General features: G+C 32.4%; 12 protein-coding genes. 5 read left to right on the forward strand and 7 right to left on the reverse strand.

The annotated features are described in order from the left end of the window. The first annotated feature begins 10 nt into the window (after positions 1 to 10). The 4 genes from AQ1685_RS00235 to AQ1685_RS00250 all read left to right on the forward strand — a co-directional run bounded on the left by AQ1685_RS00235 (position 11) and on the right by AQ1685_RS00250 (position 11,371). The gene (locus tag AQ1685_RS00235; RefSeq protein ID WP_095068732.1) at positions 11 to 3,478 is read left to right on the forward strand and encodes a S8 family serine peptidase; all 3,468 of its coding nucleotides are present in this window, start codon (positions 11 to 13) and stop codon (positions 3,476 to 3,478) included. Between the two features lie 429 nt (positions 3,479 to 3,907). Beyond that, on the forward strand, positions 3,908 to 6,412 hold the full coding sequence (locus AQ1685_RS00240) for a GEVED domain-containing protein (protein ID WP_231970226.1): 2,505 nt from the start codon (positions 3,908 to 3,910) through the stop codon (positions 6,410 to 6,412). Between the two features lie 716 nt (positions 6,413 to 7,128). Continuing rightward, on the forward strand, positions 7,129 to 9,411 hold the full coding sequence (locus tag AQ1685_RS00245) for a M43 family zinc metalloprotease (RefSeq protein WP_095068734.1): 2,283 nt from the start codon (positions 7,129 to 7,131) through the stop codon (positions 9,409 to 9,411). A gap of 100 nt (positions 9,412 to 9,511) precedes the next feature. Further along, positions 9,512 to 11,371, forward strand: coding sequence for an ABC-F family ATP-binding cassette domain-containing protein (locus AQ1685_RS00250; protein WP_095068735.1), 1,860 nt, complete (start codon positions 9,512 to 9,514; stop codon positions 11,369 to 11,371). 81 nt (positions 11,372 to 11,452) lie between these two features. On the opposite strand, the gene AQ1685_RS00255 is transcribed toward AQ1685_RS00250, so the two are convergent. The 3 genes from AQ1685_RS00255 to AQ1685_RS00265 form a co-directional block, all read right to left on the reverse strand. Further along, on the reverse strand, positions 11,453 to 12,025 hold the full coding sequence (locus AQ1685_RS00255) for a hypothetical protein (RefSeq protein ID WP_095068736.1): 573 nt from the start codon (positions 12,023 to 12,025) through the stop codon (positions 11,453 to 11,455). Between the two features lie 129 nt (positions 12,026 to 12,154). Further along, complete coding sequence (locus tag AQ1685_RS00260) at positions 12,155 to 12,562, reverse strand: VOC family protein (RefSeq protein WP_095068737.1); 408 nt, start codon at positions 12,560 to 12,562, stop codon at positions 12,155 to 12,157. Between the two features lie 2 nt (positions 12,563 to 12,564). Continuing rightward, the gene (locus tag AQ1685_RS00265; RefSeq protein WP_095068738.1) at positions 12,565 to 13,494 is read right to left on the reverse strand and encodes a 2-hydroxyacid dehydrogenase; all 930 of its coding nucleotides are present in this window, start codon (positions 13,492 to 13,494) and stop codon (positions 12,565 to 12,567) included. Between the two features lie 106 nt (positions 13,495 to 13,600). Between AQ1685_RS00265 and AQ1685_RS00270 the strand changes: the two genes are divergently transcribed. Beyond that, positions 13,601 to 14,023: an Lrp/AsnC family transcriptional regulator gene (locus AQ1685_RS00270; RefSeq protein WP_095074969.1), complete on the forward strand. Its 423-nt coding sequence runs from the start codon at positions 13,601 to 13,603 to the stop codon at positions 14,021 to 14,023. A gap of 32 nt (positions 14,024 to 14,055) precedes the next feature. Here AQ1685_RS00270 and AQ1685_RS00275 read toward each other — a convergent pair whose 3' ends face one another. The 4 genes from AQ1685_RS00275 to AQ1685_RS00290 form a co-directional block, all read right to left on the reverse strand. Then, entirely contained in the window at positions 14,056 to 14,436 is a 381-nt protein-coding gene (locus tag AQ1685_RS00275) for a hypothetical protein (protein ID WP_157730032.1), read from the reverse strand. A gap of 107 nt (positions 14,437 to 14,543) precedes the next feature. Next, the gene (locus AQ1685_RS00280) at positions 14,544 to 14,804 is read right to left on the reverse strand and encodes a hypothetical protein (RefSeq protein ID WP_095068740.1); all 261 of its coding nucleotides are present in this window, start codon (positions 14,802 to 14,804) and stop codon (positions 14,544 to 14,546) included. Further along, positions 14,791 to 15,915 carry an aminotransferase class I/II-fold pyridoxal phosphate-dependent enzyme gene (locus tag AQ1685_RS00285; protein ID WP_095068741.1) on the reverse strand — a complete coding sequence of 375 codons (1,125 nt, stop codon included), beginning with the start codon at positions 15,913 to 15,915 and terminating at the stop codon, positions 14,791 to 14,793. Before AQ1685_RS00285 ends, AQ1685_RS00280 begins: the two co-directional genes overlap by 14 nt. Before the next feature lie 185 nt (positions 15,916 to 16,100). Further along, positions 16,101 to 17,237, reverse strand: a complete 1,137-nt coding sequence (locus AQ1685_RS00290; protein ID WP_095068742.1) for a DmpA family aminopeptidase — start codon at positions 17,235 to 17,237, stop codon at positions 16,101 to 16,103. Positions 17,238 to 17,378: the final 141 nt, after the last annotated feature.

Below are 17,378 nucleotides of genomic sequence, written 5' to 3' on the forward strand. Positions count from 1 at the left end.
CCTTCAAAAAATGAAAAACAATTACTTACCAAAGTTATTGCTTTTCGCTGGATTGTTGTCTTTTGGATTACAATCTAATGCACAAAACGAAAAGCAAATTAATGAAATTAGAAGCCAGTACGATCTGTCTAAACTTCAAACAATAGAGAAATCTATTGAAACAAGAGAAAACTCTCAAAGAAAGGAAGCTGTTAGAATAGCGAAACAAAAAGGTTGGAAAACTTCTTTCACAACTAAAGATGGTAGATTTTTACAACTACAAAGAATTGTAGACGATGTACCTGTTTACCTTACTACTTTTAATGTAGATGCAGCTAGATCTACTAGAACAAATCACTTAAATAATGGAGGTTCTTTAGGCTTAAACCTAATGGGACAAGGTATGACTGCTCACGTTTGGGATGGTGGTATTGCTAGAGCTTCTCACCAAGAATATGATGGAGCAGGAGGAAATAACCGTTTTTCTATCGGTGATGGAAGTACAAATTTAAATTTTCATGCAGCTCACGTAACAGGAACAATTATTGCTTCTGGTGTACAGGCAGATGCAAAAGGTATGGCTCCTCACGCTAAAGCTGTTGGATATTTCTGGGACAATGATCAATCAGAAGCAACAAATGCTGCTGCAAATGGAATGTTAGTTTCTAACCATTCATACGGTTTTGCAGCAAGAAATCCTAATACTGGTCAAGTTCAATTACCTCAATATTTCTTTGGTGGTTACATAGATGAATCTCGTGCTTGGGATCAAATTATGTTTAATGCACCAAATTATTTAATGGTAGTTGCTGCAGGTAATGACGGAAACGATAACACAGCAAATTCAAATCCAACAGGAGGTTCTGGTTGGGATAAATTAACAGGTCACTCAACTTCAAAGAACAATTTAGTAGTGGCAAATGCTCAAGATGCAAATGTAGATGCAAGTGGAAATTTAATTTCAGTATCTATAAATAGTTCAAGTAGTGAAGGTCCTACAGATGATTTCCGTATTAAGCCAGATATTACTGGTAACGGTACAGGAGTATATTCTACTTACCATAATAGTAATACTGCTTATAATTCTATTACAGGTACGTCTATGGCTTCTCCAAACGTAGCTGGTTCAATGATATTATTACAACAGCATTATAATAATGTTAATGGTAATTTTATGAGAGCTGCAACTTTAAAAGGTTTAGCTCTTCACACTGCTGATGATGCTGGAGCTTCTGGTCCAGATGCTGTTTTCGGATGGGGACTTTTAAATGCTAAAAGAGCTGCTGAAACAATTACTGCTAATGGAGCAGCTTCTAAGATTGAAGAATTAACGTTAACTTCTGGTCAAACATATACAATTACTGTAGATTCAGACGGAACTAGTCCTTTATTGGCTTCAATTTCTTGGACTGATAGACCAGGTACTGCTGTAACTACAGTGAATTCTACTACACCTGTATTAGTAAATGATTTAGATATTAGAGTTTCTAAAGGAAGTTCTGAGTTTTTACCATATGAGTTAACCGGACCAACATCTAGTGCTAAAAGAGATAATAATGTAGATCCATTCGAAAGAGTAGACGTAGCAAACGCTTCAGGAACTTATACGATTACTGTAACACACAAAGGAAGTTTAACTGGTGGTAGTCAAGCTTTTTCTTTAATTGTAACAGGTGTTACTGGAACTCCTGCAGTTTGTAATGCAACTACTCCTACAGGAGTAAATGTAAATGGAGTTTCTCAATCAGGAGCTACAGTAAATTGGTCTGCTGTTGCAGGGACAACTTACGATGTTAGATATAGAGTTTCAGGAACTTCTTCTTGGACAACAACTGCGGTTTCAGGAACTTCTTTAGATTTATCAGGGTTATCTTCAGCTACTCAATATCAAGTACAAGTTCGTAGCAAATGTCCTGATGGAACAAATTCATCATATAGTTCATCAACTACATTTACAACAAATGCACCAGCTGCATGTCAATCTTTACCTTATAGTGAAAGCTTTGAAAGTAATGATGGTTGGACTCAAGTTGGAGGAGATGATGGAAACTGGTTAAGAGACAGCGGAGGAACTCCATCTAATACTACTGGACCAAGTTCTGGTGCTGATGGTTCTTTCTATATGTTCTTAGAAGCTTCTACTAATGGAAGTGCTGGTCAAATAGGAAATAATGCTACTGCAATTTTAGAAAGTGGATGTTTTGATTTATCAGGTAAATCTGCAGCAGAGTTTACTTTCCAAAACCATATGTATGGAACAGATATAGGAAGTTTAACAGTTCAGGCTTCGTCAAACGATGGTGCTTCTTGGACTGATATTTGGACGCAATCTGGTAACCAAGGAAATCAATGGAATAGTGTTTCTGTAGATTTAGCTAGTTACTTAGGTTCAACAATTAAATTAAGAATAGTAGGTAGAACAGGAAATGGATGGAGAAGTGATGTTGCTATTGATGACTTAGGATTAACTGCTACAGACGCAGGATCTGATACACAAGCACCTTCAGCTCCTTCTAACGTTCAAGCTCCTAGCGTTACACAAACTACAGCTACTATAAGCTGGTCGGCTTCTACAGATAATGTAGGTGTTACAGGTTATGAAGTTTTCCAAGGTTCTACAAGTTTAGGAACAGTTACAGGAACTTCAGCAAACTTAACAGGATTAACAGCTGATACTTCATACACAATTTCTGTAAGAGCTGGAGACGCTGCAGGAAATCAATCTGCTGCTGGTTCAGTAACATTTACAACTCAAAGTGATACACCAGCACCAGTATCTTATTGTGCATCTAGTGGTAATAGAACACAATTCGAATGGATTGATAACGTAGAATTAGGAGGAATTGCAAATGCAACAGGAGCAGGAAGTGGTTATTCAGACTTTACTTCTCAAGTTGGAACATTAGCAAGAGGAAGTTCTAATAGTATGATTGTAAGTGCAGGATTCTCTGGTCAGGCATACACAGAGTTCTGGGCTGTATGGATTGATTTCAACAGAAACGGAACATTTGAAGACAGTGAAAAAGTAGTTTCAGGATCTTCCTCAAGTGCAAATAATTTATCTGCTACTGTAGATGTACCTTCAAACGCTGTTTTAGGACAAACTAGAATGAGAGTATCAATGAAGTATAATGCTGCTCAAACGGCATGTGAGAACTTTGCTGATGGTGAAGTTGAAGATTACACAATAAATATTACAGCTTCTACAACAAGTTCTAATTTATTTACAACATTTAGTGATGCTGATGCGTTAGGTAATGAAGAAGCTATTAATGTGGCTGCATACCCGAACCCTGCAACTAGTTTTGTACAGGTTAATTTAACTTCTAAAGAAGGAACTTTAAGTTCTTATAAGATAGTTAATACAATTGGTCAAACTGTTCAGAATGGTGATTTAACTAATGGAAGAATTAATATTTCTAGCTTAAATTCAGGTATGTATATTTTAGAAGTTACTTACGGACCTAAAAAATTAAAAACTAAATTGGTTAAAAGATAAACCCTTCAATTATTTACAACCAATCATAAAGCTCAAACTTTTGTTTGAGCTTTTTTTTATTTAGTACAACAAAAAAACAGGATAAACCCCTGTTTTTCAGTTTTCAGTGGTATTTATTGAAAAAGATCGCTATCTTTAAATTGAAACTCTAGCTAACCTATGAGTATCTTTATTGGTATCCCCCTTCCTCAAGGATTAGATTGCTAATCGATGTGTAACCCCCAAACACAAGAGGACATGAAGAATACGTTCTTAACACTGCTGATGCTTCTTTCTTTAACATGCTTTCCGCAAGAAAGAAGAAAATGTCACTCAGACGAAAACTTTGAGTACAGAAAAACAAAGACCCCCGCGATTCAAGATAACTTGGATCGAATTGAGAATTTTACTCAAATGAGAATACAGCAATTGGAAAAGCTCCACAGTAGAATGGAACAAAAGCTTATCACTATTCCAGTTGTAGTACATATTATCTACAGTAACGACTTAGAAAATATTAGTGATGATCAAGTTCAATCTCAAATTGATGTATTGAACGAAGATTTTCGAAAAACGAATCCCTACGTTACGGACAAATGGCCGCAGGCTGCTGACACTAAGATTCAGTTTCGCTTGGCTTCAGTCGATCCGAATGGTAATTCTACTAAAGGAATTACAAGAAAATCAACAACAAAAGAATCTTGGGGAGCCCAAGATCAAATGAAAGATTCAAAATCTGGTGGAGTAGATCCATGGAATACCGCTGAGTATTTAAACATATGGGTTTGTAACATTGGAAATGGAATATTAGGATACGCGCAATATCCAGGAGGAAAACCTTCAACAGATGGCGTGGTAATTAATCCGAAGTATTTTGGATCTTCAGACAAAGGATCAAACTTCTATTTAAGTGCACCTTTTGATAAAGGAAGAACAACTACGCACGAAATAGGTCATTTTTTAAATTTACGCCACATTTGGGGTAATAGTAGAGGTTGTGGTACTGACGATTTAGTTAGTGATACACCCGAATCTAATGGACCAAATTATGGCTGCCAACATGGAACAGTTTCTTGTGGATCTGAAGACATGATTGAGAATTTTATGGATTATTCAGATGATACTTGTATGAGTATTTTCACATCTGGACAAAGCGCTAGAATGCATGCAATATTAATGGAAGGAGGATTCAGACATGAGCTAGCTACATCTAATAAATTTGACTCGATTGTTAACGATCTTACAACGCCTGAAGGAATTGTAGTTTCTGATGTACAAACATGTGAAGCTCATATTTCTTGGGATGAAATTGAAGGTGTTTCTTATGATATTAGATATAGAATTTTAGGTTCTGAAACTTGGAACCAAACTTCTGTATTAGGAACTTCTATTGTTTTAAATGAATTATCTGATGATTCTGAATATGAAGTTAAAGTAAGAAGTACAAGTGAGTCTGGTGAATCTTTATACAGTTCATGTGTAAAATTTAACACACTAATTAAAGATCCATATTGTGAATCTAAAGCTACTAATGTGCAAGAGTTATATTTAGGGACTGTAACTTTAGGCAACATCAATAATACTTCTGATGGAGGTAATGGATATTCTAGTTTTGTTTCTCAGTCTACAAAAGTACTTAAAACACATGCTGTGAATTTTGAACTTACACCTGTTTGGACTGGAGGTATTAATTATGAAACAGGTTATTCAATTTTTGTAGATTACAATCAGGATAATGATTTTGATGACGAAGGTGAAACAGTATTTATTCAGAGTATGGTTACTGATCCTTTTGTTAAAGGAAGTTTTATAATACCGCATCACGCCTTAGAAGGTGATACAAGAATGCGAATAGCTGTAAAGTATGATGGTATTCCAAAAGAATGCGAAGTTTTTGAATATGGTGAAGTAGAGGACTATACATTAAAAATACTAGCTGCAGATCATGATACCCATGAACCTACAGCTCCAGAAAATTTACATGCTTCAGAAATTAAAGAAACAGCAATTACTTTGAGTTGGGATAACGCGATAGATGATGTTAATGTAGAAGGTTATGATGTTTTTATTGACGATAAATTTTTTGATTACATCACAACAGCTAGTATTGAAATTCCCAATCTTGATTTAGCAACAGAATACAAATTATCTGTAAGAACAGTAGATTGTTCAGGTAATGAATCTGATTTCTCTAATATTTCAGTAACTACAATAGGAGAAGCAATATCATACTGTCAATCTAGAGGAGAAAGTGTTGCTTATGAATGGATAGACAAAGTTGAAATTGGTGAAATTTCCAATGAAAGTTCTAACGACAAAGGATATGGAGATTATACAGCTTTAACAGCTAATGTAATAAAAGGGAGTCAAACTCCAATCGTTGTAAGCTCCGGTTTTTTGAACTTTAGCTATACTGAATTTTGGACAGTTTGGATCGATTTTAATCAAGATGGTTCTTTTGACGACGAAGAAAGAGTACTTGAAGGTTCTTCATCAGATGAGAGCGATTTATATGGAATTATTGATATTCCAACTAATGCACTACTTGGAAAAACCAGAATGCGAGTAGCTATGAAGTATAATACTAAAGCTTTAGCATGCGAATCCTTTTCTGAAGGAGAAGTAGAAGATTACACTCTAAATATAGTTGACTTAGATAATGCTCAAAACTTGAAAGAAGCTGACATTTCAAATGCTAATATCCTTGGAAATGAAGAAGAGTTTAATGTTACAGCTAGTCCAAATCCAGCAACAGATATTTTAGATATCAAAATACAAGATCACAAGCGAAACCAAATGGTATCATACACCATAGTAAATAATATGGGACAAATTGTTCAGCGAAATAACTTAAATAGCTTTAAACTCGATGTTTCTAAACTCAATTTTGGAGTTTATATTCTAGAGGTATACGATGGACAGAAAAAATTTCAAACCAAAATAGTTAAGAGATAATCCCCTTTTTTAATTATTTGTTAGAAAGCCTAAGCAAACGCTTAGGCTTTCGTTTTTCATGAAATTTCTTAACATACTTTAAGAATTGTTATAAAATATTTAAATAATAGAGTTATTGTTTGTTTATTTTAGGTTGAAAATATATTTTCGGTTTCCCTTTTCTTAAAAAACACATCATAAGTTTTCGAATTCGATAATGAATTAAGTTTTTTTTGAAATAAAAACGGAACATATAAAAATCTGAGTCAGTTGTATTGGAATATTTAATAGACACTAACAGTTTATCAAAGATTGTAAGTGTGTAATTCAATGTGGAATTATTTTAGAAACAATAAATAGTAGAGTTGAAAGTTTAATATCACATGAAATTACAAATACAACAGAATTAAGTAAATGTATCTAAATTGAATTAAGACATTTATGTTTTAGAGGTTAATGATGGTCGAAAATCATTTTGTTACCAATTTGGTAAAAGAATAAAGCATGAATAATCCCCTATATTGTTAACTAAGCCCAAGTATAAACTTGGGCTTAGTTTTTGTTTGTTTTTTCTTTTTTTTAACTTTTTTAGTGTTATTTGCGTAATAAATTAACGTTATATGTTTTTTTTATTTATAAAAGTGTTATTTTTGATATACAAAACATTTGTGATCAAGTAACTTCCATCACTTCACAAACTTGATTACATTTTTAAACCATTAAACCCTTTAAAAACAATGAAAAAAATTACTTTTTTGTTTCTTTTTGTTGCTGGAATACTATTTGCGCAACAAGGAAGAACTTGCCATACTATGGAAAATCTAGAGTATAGGCAATCTCAAGATCCTCAATTGAAAGAACGAATGAATAATATCGAAAAGTTTACTCAAAACAAACTCGATTTAATTTCAAAAGGATTGTATAAAGTAGACGGACAAATCATTACAATTCCAGTAGTAGTTCATGTAGTTTACAATACAGCACAACAAAATATTAGTGATGCCCAAGTATTGTCTCAAATAGAAGTATTAAACGAAGATTTCAGAAGAACAAATTCAGATGCCAATAACAAATGGTCTCAAGCGGCAGACATTCAAGTAGAATTTAAATTAGCTACTATAGATCCTAACGGAAATCCAACTAATGGAATTACTAGAACATCTACATCAGTAACATCGTGGAGCAGTAACGATAATATTAAAAGATCTTCTAGAGGAGGAAAAGATCCATGGAATACTTCAGAGTATTTAAATATGTGGGTAGGTAACCTAGGAGGAGGACTACTTGGTTACGCTCAGTTTCCTGGAGGAAATGCATCTACCGATGGAGTTGTAATGGGTACTCAATTTTTTGGGAGTTCAGATAAAGGTTCTGGATTTTTCTTATCAGCGCCTTTTGATAAAGGAAGAACAACTACTCACGAAGTAGGTCACTTTTTAAATTTACGTCATATTTGGGGTGACGGAGGATGTGGAGTTGATGATTTCGTTTCAGATACACCAAATTCAGATTCACCAACTTCTGGATGTCCAGGAAACAAAACAACTTGTGGTAGTTTAGATATGGTTGAAAACTATATGGATTATTCAGATGATGCATGTATGAATCTATTTACACAAGGTCAAAAAAATAGAATGAGAGCTGTTTTAGAATCAGGAGGAGCTAGAAGAAGTTTAGCTTTATCAGATAAATTTGGCTCTGGTGGTGGAGGTCCAGATCCAGTAACATGTTCCTCTACAATAAATTCTTTTCCGTACGGAGAGAGTTTTGAATCTAACGACGGCTGGACACAAGTTACTGGTGATGATGGGAACTGGGTAAGAGATGCAAACGGTACTCCTTCTAATGGAACAGGACCTAGCGCTGGAGCAGATGGAAGTTTTTACATGTTTTTAGAAGCGTCTACAAATGGAAGTACAGGTCAAATAGGTTCTAATGCTTCTGCAATTTTACAAAGTCCTTGTTTTGATCTTAGTGGATTATCTTCTGCTAATTTCTCTTTTAGTAATCACATGTTTGGTACAAGTGTAGGTTCATTAACTTTAGAAGCTTCTATTGATGGAACTTCATGGACTAGCTTATGGACACAAACAGGAAATCAAGGTAATCAATGGAATAACGTGTCAGTAGACTTAAACACATATCTAAATCAGACAGAATTAAAACTACGTTTTGTAGGAACTACAGGAACGAGTTGGTCTAGTGACATAGCTATTGATAATTTAACATTAACAACCGGAACTGGTGGTGGAAATCCGGATCCTGGATGTGCTTCACTAAACTTTAATGATTTTACACTGAATTCATTTTCTAACCAAGATTCAGCAGGTAATGCTTCTGTTGGAGGAAGTGGAAACTCATTAACTTTAACAAACAATACTTGGAAATATATTGATCTAAATTATACTGTAACTCCAAATACTGTCATTGAATTTGATTTTAGTAGTACTTCACAAGGAGAGATTCATGGAATAGGTTTTGAAGATGATAATTCATTAACATCAAGTAGATATTTTAAAGTTCATGGAACACAAAATTATGGTATAACTAACTTTGATAATTATACTAGCGGAACAACTACATATATAATTCCAGTTGGAGATTCATACACAGGAAGTATGGATCGTTTAGTGTTTATTAATGATAACGATGCTGGTTCTGGAAACAATTCTACATTTTCTAATGTAAAGATTTATGAAACTTCTTGCTCTTCATCTAGAACAGTGGTAGAGTTTGGAGCAAGAATCGATGTATTAGGAGATCAAGATGAAAATATATTAACAACATTAAAGTTAGCTCCAAATCCAGTATCTAAAGGAAGTAAGCTAGAAATAATAACTCCTGATAATTCAGATTTATCAAAGGTAAATTACCAAGTAATTAATATGCTAGGTCAAATAGTAAAGAAAGGAAATTTAAGTAATCGTATCATTAATACAAATACATTAACTCCTGGAGTATATATTTTGAATCTAAATAACAAATTTACAGGAACTAAAGAACGATTTATTATTAGATAATTGTTATCTATTTTTTGAAGTAAAAGAGGTCGTTTTTTAAACGACCTCTTTGTTTTTATCGCTACTGAAATCATTACATTTGTCTTTTATTTAGAAATTCATGAATTACCTTACTGTAGAAAATATTTCCAAAGCTTATGGAGAGCGCGTTTTGTTTGAAGATTTATCTTTTGGAATTAATAAAGATCAGAAAATAGCTTTTGTAGCTAAAAACGGAAGCGGTAAAACATCAATTTTAAACATTGTTGCAGGAAAAGATACGCCAGATTCAGGTCAGGTTATCAGTAGAAAAGGAATTCATATAGCATACTTATCTCAAGAACATAATTTTGATGCAAATCAAACAATAGAAGAAACAATTTTCGCTACAGAAAATAAAATTCTTCCAATTATTCAGCAGTATGAAGCAGCGTTACAAAATCCAGATGATGCCGAAGCGTATCAAAAAGCATTTGATTTAATGGATCAACACAATGCGTGGGATTTTGAAACACAGTATAAGCAAATCTTATCGAAACTAAAGTTAGATAATCTGCAACAAAAAGTAGGTTCACTTTCTGGAGGACAACGTAAACGTTTAGCTTTAGCAATTATCTTAATTAATAAACCAGATTTATTAATCTTAGATGAGCCAACCAACCATTTAGATTTAGAAATGATTGAATGGTTAGAAGCATTCTTTTCTAGAGAAAAAATTACCTTATTTATGGTAACACACGATCGCTATTTCTTAGAACGTGTGTGTAATGAGATTATAGAATTAGATAACGGACAGCTTTACAAATACAAAGGAAATTATTCATATTATCTTCAGAATAAAGAAGAGCGAAAAGCTTTAGAAGCGACAAACCTTAGTAAGGCGAAAAGTTTATATAAGAAAGAATTAGATTGGATGCGTCGTCAACCTAAAGCAAGAACGACAAAATCTAAATCTCGAATTGATGATTTCTTCGAAATTAAGCAAAAAGCACACCAACGCAGAAAAGAACATGAAGTTCAGTTAGAAATTAATATGGAACGTTTGGGAAGCAAAATTGTAGAATTACATAAGCTAAAAAAATCTTTTGATGAAAAAGTAATTCTAGATGGTTTTGAGTATGTGTTTAAAAAAGGAGAACGTATTGGAATTATTGGAAAAAATGGAACAGGAAAATCATCGTTCTTAAATATCTTAACGAAACAATTACCATTAGATGGAGGAAAAATTGTAGTTGGAGAAACGGTAAAGTTTGGATATTACACCCAAAAAGGAATCAATATTAAAGAAGGGCAGAAGGTCATTGAAGTGATTAAAGAATTCGGAGAAGAAATTCCGTTAACGAAAGGAAGAAGAATTTCTGCAGCGCAATTACTAGAACGATTTTTATTCGACAGAAAAAAACAGTACGATTTTGTAGAAAAGTTAAGTGGAGGAGAGCAGAAGCGATTGTATTTATGTGCAGTGTTAATTCAGAATCCGAATTTCTTAATTCTCGATGAGCCAACAAACGATTTGGATGTAGTTACACTAAACGTTTTAGAAAACTTCTTGTTAGATTATCCTGGAAATTTAATGGTAGTTTCTCACGATCGTTATTTTATGGATAAAATTGTAGATTCTCTATTTGTTTTTAGAGGAAATGGAGTAGTGGAGAATTTCCCTGGAAATTACTCTGATTTTAGAGCTTATGAAGATTCTAAGACCCCAGAACCTAAAACAGAAAAGAAAGAAGCTGTAAAACGCGAAAAAACGCCTCAAAAAGGAAAGTTGAGTTACAATGAGAAGCGTGAGTTCGGTGTTTTAGAGATTGATATTGAAAAACTACAAAAGAAAAAAGAGCAAATCGAAGCTCAATTTGCCAACGGAGAAGTAGCTTCAGAAGATATTAACGACAAATCTGTAGAACTTCAACAAATCATAGAAGATTTAGAAACCAAAGAAGAGCGTTGGTTCGAATTATCTATGAAAATGGAAGGGTAAAAGTGTAGAAGTTTTTTTAAATGAACTTTAGAATATTGTTGAGAATCAAAGTGTCTTTTATCTGTTTTGTCATTTGCAACATTACTTTTTCAGTAATTTGATAAGTGGCTCACGATACTCGTGATCTTTTTCATTAAGATAAATTCTATTTTTTTCGAAATCAAAATTCACAAATAGTTCTGCATAGTCTTGTTCACCTTCTAAGAAAATTTTAAACCTACTTTTATTGTTTACATAATTTGGTGAGTCTTGGTTTAAATTAGCGCAAGTAAAAGTTTGTGTGTCCTTTAAAACAAGATCTGTGTTTTTAAGGTCATACTTATCAGATAAAAATTGCAGTAAGACGTCACTTTCTTTCCCTCTAGAAATAAATTGAATTCCTTCCTTTAAAAACATATTTTTTGGTTCTCCATTCACAAAGCCAGGGGGAATGTCTTTTTTAAGGCGAATGGTAACTCCTACCTTTTCTTTGTTTAAAATTGCACGAGCAGTATATTCAAAATAAGAGTCCAGTTCTTCACGATTAACAATAGAAAGCGGAACATCAACGAATCCTTCTGTGGATTGAAAGTTGGTAATATTAACAACTTTTAAGTTTTCTTTTTTACAACTTACAAGTCCTAATGTAAGTACAGATAGCAATAATTTTTTCATAATTTTTGTTTTAGCTATGTGATGTACAAAGCTGAATCAATGGACGGTAAATATATATTTTTTACTGAAAGTTTACTTAGTGTATCCGAATAATTTTTGTCTATACTATTCTAGTCAATTTAAAATCGTTTAAAATATCTCTTCTTCGTTCTTAAAACTTTTAAATTCGATCGGATTGTTACTAAAATCTAAAACAAACATAGTTTTTTGTTCTCCACGAGTTCCTTTGTAACGTGTTTGTGGTGGTATAATAAATTCAATATTGTGAGATTGTAATGCATTTTTAATGAATTCAAACTCATGATCTTTTACAATACAACCAAAATGAGGAATTGGAACTTTTATATTATCCACTTTTCCACAGTAATCCAATTCCGGAATATTATTAGAAATATGAGCAGATAATTGATGTCCGAAAAAATCGAAGTCAATCCAATGTTCAGTTTGTCTTCCGATAGTACAGTTTAAAATTTCATGGTAAAATTCATGTGTACTTTGAATGTCTTTAACTTTAAATGCAAAATGAAATCTGTTCATAATTAATATCCTTTTTGTATTGAAACTACATTAATAAGTTCTTTTTCGTTTAACAAGTTTTTATAATTGGACACCACAATATCCGAAGCTGTTTCAATATTGGTGATAGCAGCAATATGTGGTGTTATGATAATATTCTTGTGTTCCCAAAATGGGTGATCTATTGGTAAAGGTTCAGTTCGAAAAACATCGAGTAAAGCACCTGATAAATGTTGATTATTTAATAACCTAAGTAAATCGTTTTCCACTAAATGTTCTCCGCGCCCGACATTAATTAAATATCCGTTTTTGTTAAGTTGTGAAAGATTTTCAAGGTTTAAAATATTTTCTGTTGCAGAGGTTAATGGTAGAATATTAATTAAAATATCTGTGTTTTGTAGTACGTCAGTCAAACCGTCATTTCCATGAAAACAAGATACATTTACTAATGTTTTTTCTGATCTCGACCAAGCTTTTACTTTAAATCCAATTTGCGCTAATTTTGTAGCAACATGAGTTCCGATTTTTCCTAAACCTAAAATTCCAATGCTAGTATTTTGAATTGTTTTATACGGTTTTTGTTGCCATTGCTTTTCTTTTTGAGTTTTCTGATATTCAGCAAAACGTTTTAAATGAGATAAAATACCTGTTAAAATAAACTCGAACATATCTTCAGATAATCTATTATCTACAATTCTTGTTACGACGTAATCTGAAGCTAAATCCTGACTTTGAATTATGTGTTCTACTGAAGCTCCGACAGATTGTACGACTTTTACATTTGGAAATTGTGCTAAAATATTTGGTTCAGGTTTCCAACACAAAGCGAAAGTAACAGCTTTTGGATCAGTTACATTCGGATAAATCTCAATAGTAGTATCTGGTAACTTGGTTTGTAAAGTTTCTTGCCAAGGTTTCGGATCTTTATTGTTAAAACAGATTACAATGCTCATCTTCTTTTTTTACAAATTTCTAATTTTTAGGAGAGTTGTGAAAATGTAATCGTTTGTATTTTTGTAAATTTACTTCAGAATGATGTGTAATTTTAAATATTTACTTATGATTGATGATATAGATACGCAAATTTTAAAAGCTTTAGAAAAAGATGCACGACTTTCTTTTGCGGAAATAGGCCGTTTAATTAATCTTTCTGCATCTGCGGCAAGAGAACGTATTTTAAAAATGGAAGATGTAGGTTTAATTAAAAAATACACGATTGAAATTGATCATTCTCAGTTGGGTTATGACTTAGAAGTGTTTATTTTGGTAAAAGTATTTCACGGAAAACTTCGTTCGTTTTTAGATGCAATTCCAACGATTCCAGAAATTAAAAAAGCACACAGAATTACTGGAAATCAGAACGTACATGTAAAAGCAATGCTCAAAAACCAGTTGCATTTACAACAATTAATCGATCAATTAATGCCGTTTGGTGATACGCATACTTTGTTGGTACTATCGGATGTATTGGAGAAAAAATAATTGATTCTGTTCGGTTTGACAATTAACGTTATTTATCTTTTATTCAATTCGTATTCTAACAGTTCTTTAAAGTATGTATTGTCTCCAAAATAATAAGACTCAATAAAATCAACAACAGCTTCTTCATTTTCAAAATCAAGGCTAAAATCTCCAGGTCCTGGACCTGGAACCCAATTTGAACAAACCAATTGATATTGATTTTTTAAAAACCAGAGCATTAGAGTTGGACAATCAGATGAAATTTCTGATTTAGTTTTACCCTCACTATCCAATATTATAGCGGGAATCGTAGAATAATTTGGAATTGAATTTCCTAGAATTCCTGGTTTTTTAATAATGAAACATCTTTTATGATTACAAGTGAGATGAAGCCCTTTTGCTTTAAGTTTTTCTATGTTATTTTTACTTAACAATTTTATTTTTTGAGTTTTGGATTCATGTGTCACTTCTAGCTGAATTGAGAAGTGAAGAAATCTATTTTTAATTATATAACCGAATAATAATAAAGTAGACTTGTCTATTATTTTATATGGAAATCACTTCTGAAACGATATCTTAATATTTCAACAAGATATCCTAAATCATCGTGTTGAATAGCTTTCTTATATGCTAAATCAAAATTATGATCATTCATAATAGAGCATCCATATATGTTTAAATAAGGAACTATTCCTTCTTCTTGCTTATCAGAAACACTAGTGTCAGTTACAGCAAAAATAACATCCAGATTATCTTTATGAAGTACATTTTCTATTTGTTTAAAAATTTCAGTTGCTTCCATTTCTAATTTTTTTCAAATAATGATCTAAAACCGCTATAATTTCAGGGAAATTAGCTCTTCCAAATCCTATTCTTATGTATTTACCTTCGTATTCAAACATTTCCGAAGGAACAGTCATAATTCCAGTTTCTTTTACTAGTGTATTACTAAATTCTAAAGCAGAATTATCAATATTAAGCTGAACAAAAGATGTTGAACCTGCTTTTGGCGGAACGAAGTTTGTGATTACATTTTGCTGATCAACAAACTCACTAAAAACAGCAATGTTACTATTGATTTTTTTAAGATTTGGTTCTAAGAATGCATTGATATTATTTAAAGCCATTATGGATAAAATTTCACTAGGCGCACTATTACAAATACTTAGGTAATCTTTAAACGCTACAACTTTCTGTAAGAAAGATTTGTCTTGACTTACTAGCCAACCTGTTCGTAAACCAGCTAAACCAAAAGTTTTTGATGTGCCCCAAAGACTAATCCCTTTTTCGTAAAGATCACAAATAGGTTGTAATTCTTCCGTATCTTCATGAATCAATTTATGATACATTTCATCTGAAAAGATATAGATATCGTGCTTTCTAGCAATAGCAACTATTTCGTTTAGTTGATGTTTGGTTAAATAACTTCCTGTAGGATTATGCGGGAAATTTAGAATAATCAGTTTGGTGTTTCTCTGAATGAGTTGTTCTAAATCTTCCGTGTTGAAAGTCCAATCTTCAGAATTAGGTTTCCAAAATGAAAGTTCACAATGAATAGATTTCACCACTTCTGATAACGATTGGTAACATGGTGAAACTGTAATAGCATGATCTGTTGCATTTAATAAAACATTCATACTGATGAAATTTAATTCACCAGGTGTTGCCACGACAACATTTTCTATAGAATTTAAATTATAATGTTGAAGTATAGCTTCTCGTAAAAGTGGATTGCCTTCACTTTCAGTATATCCTAATTTTAAATTTTCCCATAGTTTTAGTTCTTCTTTAGAAGCATTTTCTAGTATATAATTCAATTCATAGCCGTCGCAATCAGAGCTAGATAGTAAGTACTTTGCCGTAAACTCGTGTTGGGCAAAGTAACGCTCGAGTTTAAAATCGTTTATTTTCATAGGTTAAAAAATCCTTTCTACTACTGTTATAGAAGATTATAGTTTGATTTTAATAGGAATGTTGTTAGTTACTAAAGTTAGTAAATAAAAAATCAGTTAGAAAATATGTAGACATTTTTGGAGCGAACATAAAGTAAGTAATGCATTTTAGTTACTGTTATGTTCTTTACAAAAGACAAAGATGATTAGTTCGTTGGATGTATTCTGTTGTATTTTTTCATTATTTTAATTATATCATTTATAGGAATAGATTTCCTTTCATGATTTTTTCTACCAGTCATTGTTTTGGCAGCAAATAAAGAGTTGATAATAGCTTCTTCAGTAGCCTCTATAACAGCCAAAAATAGTGGAGTCATAGCTCCATTTTCTAATTCTTTAGTTGCTATTAATGGAGAGTTTTTATGGTGAGGAATAAAATTATCTTTAGCTGTAGATACTGCTATAACATAATCTCCACTACTGTTTGATGCAATTCCTCCAGTTCTTGCCAGTCCCATCATACCTCTTTTTGCTAGTCGTTCTAAATTTCTAGAACTTAGAGGAGCATCTGTCATTACTACTATCATACAAGAACCATCAACATCATATTTGTAATTTCTAGGATAATTATCTAGTTCTTTTCCTATAGGAACTCCATTTATTTGAAGAACACCTCCATAATTAGTTTGTACCAATACGCCAACTGTGTAGGCTCCAAACTTTTCAGGTATAATTCGAGAAGATGTTCCAATGCCTCCTTTGTATTGAAAACAAACTGTTCCAGTTCCGGCACCAACATTACCTTCTTTTATTGCTCCACTTTTTGCATTTTGAATTGCATCTAAAACGTGTTTTTCTTTTACATGTCTTCCTCTGATATCATTTAGCCATCCGTCATTAGTTTCACCAACAATTGAATTAACGGAATGTATATCTTCATTTCCTTTTTGTTGTAAAGTGTAAGTTATTAAAGCATTTGAAGCTTCTGGAACGCTTAATGTATTTGTTAAAATGATGGGAGTTTCAATATTTCCTAATTCTTTTACTTGGCTATATCCAGCTAACTTGCCAAAGCCATTTCCTAAATAAATTGCAGCAGGAACTTTTAATTGAAATATATTTCCCGAATGAGGAAGTATGGCCGTAACTCCTGTTCTAATTCGATCTCCTTTTATTATTGTGGTATGTCCAACTTTAACTCCTTTAACATCTGTAATAGCGTTTAATTTACCAGGTTTTAAAATACCAATTTCAATTCCGTAGTCTCTAGCTCTCTTATCTTGAGAAAACAAATAGTTTGAAATTAAGGCAAAAACTACAAATACTATTTTTCTAGTAATCATTATTTATTCAAGGTTTATTTAAGTCAAAGGTATTATTTGTGAAATATAATTTATCTAAAGACATTGTTTATTTCTTCTGTAGGAAATCTTTAAATTCAAGTGTTTTTCTTTGCTTTTTGTGTTGAAGATTTAAATAACACG

Origin of the sequence: Tenacibaculum jejuense, assembly GCF_900198195.1 — a bacterium.
Classification (GTDB): Bacteria; Bacteroidota; Bacteroidia; order Flavobacteriales; family Flavobacteriaceae; genus Polaribacter; species Polaribacter jejuensis.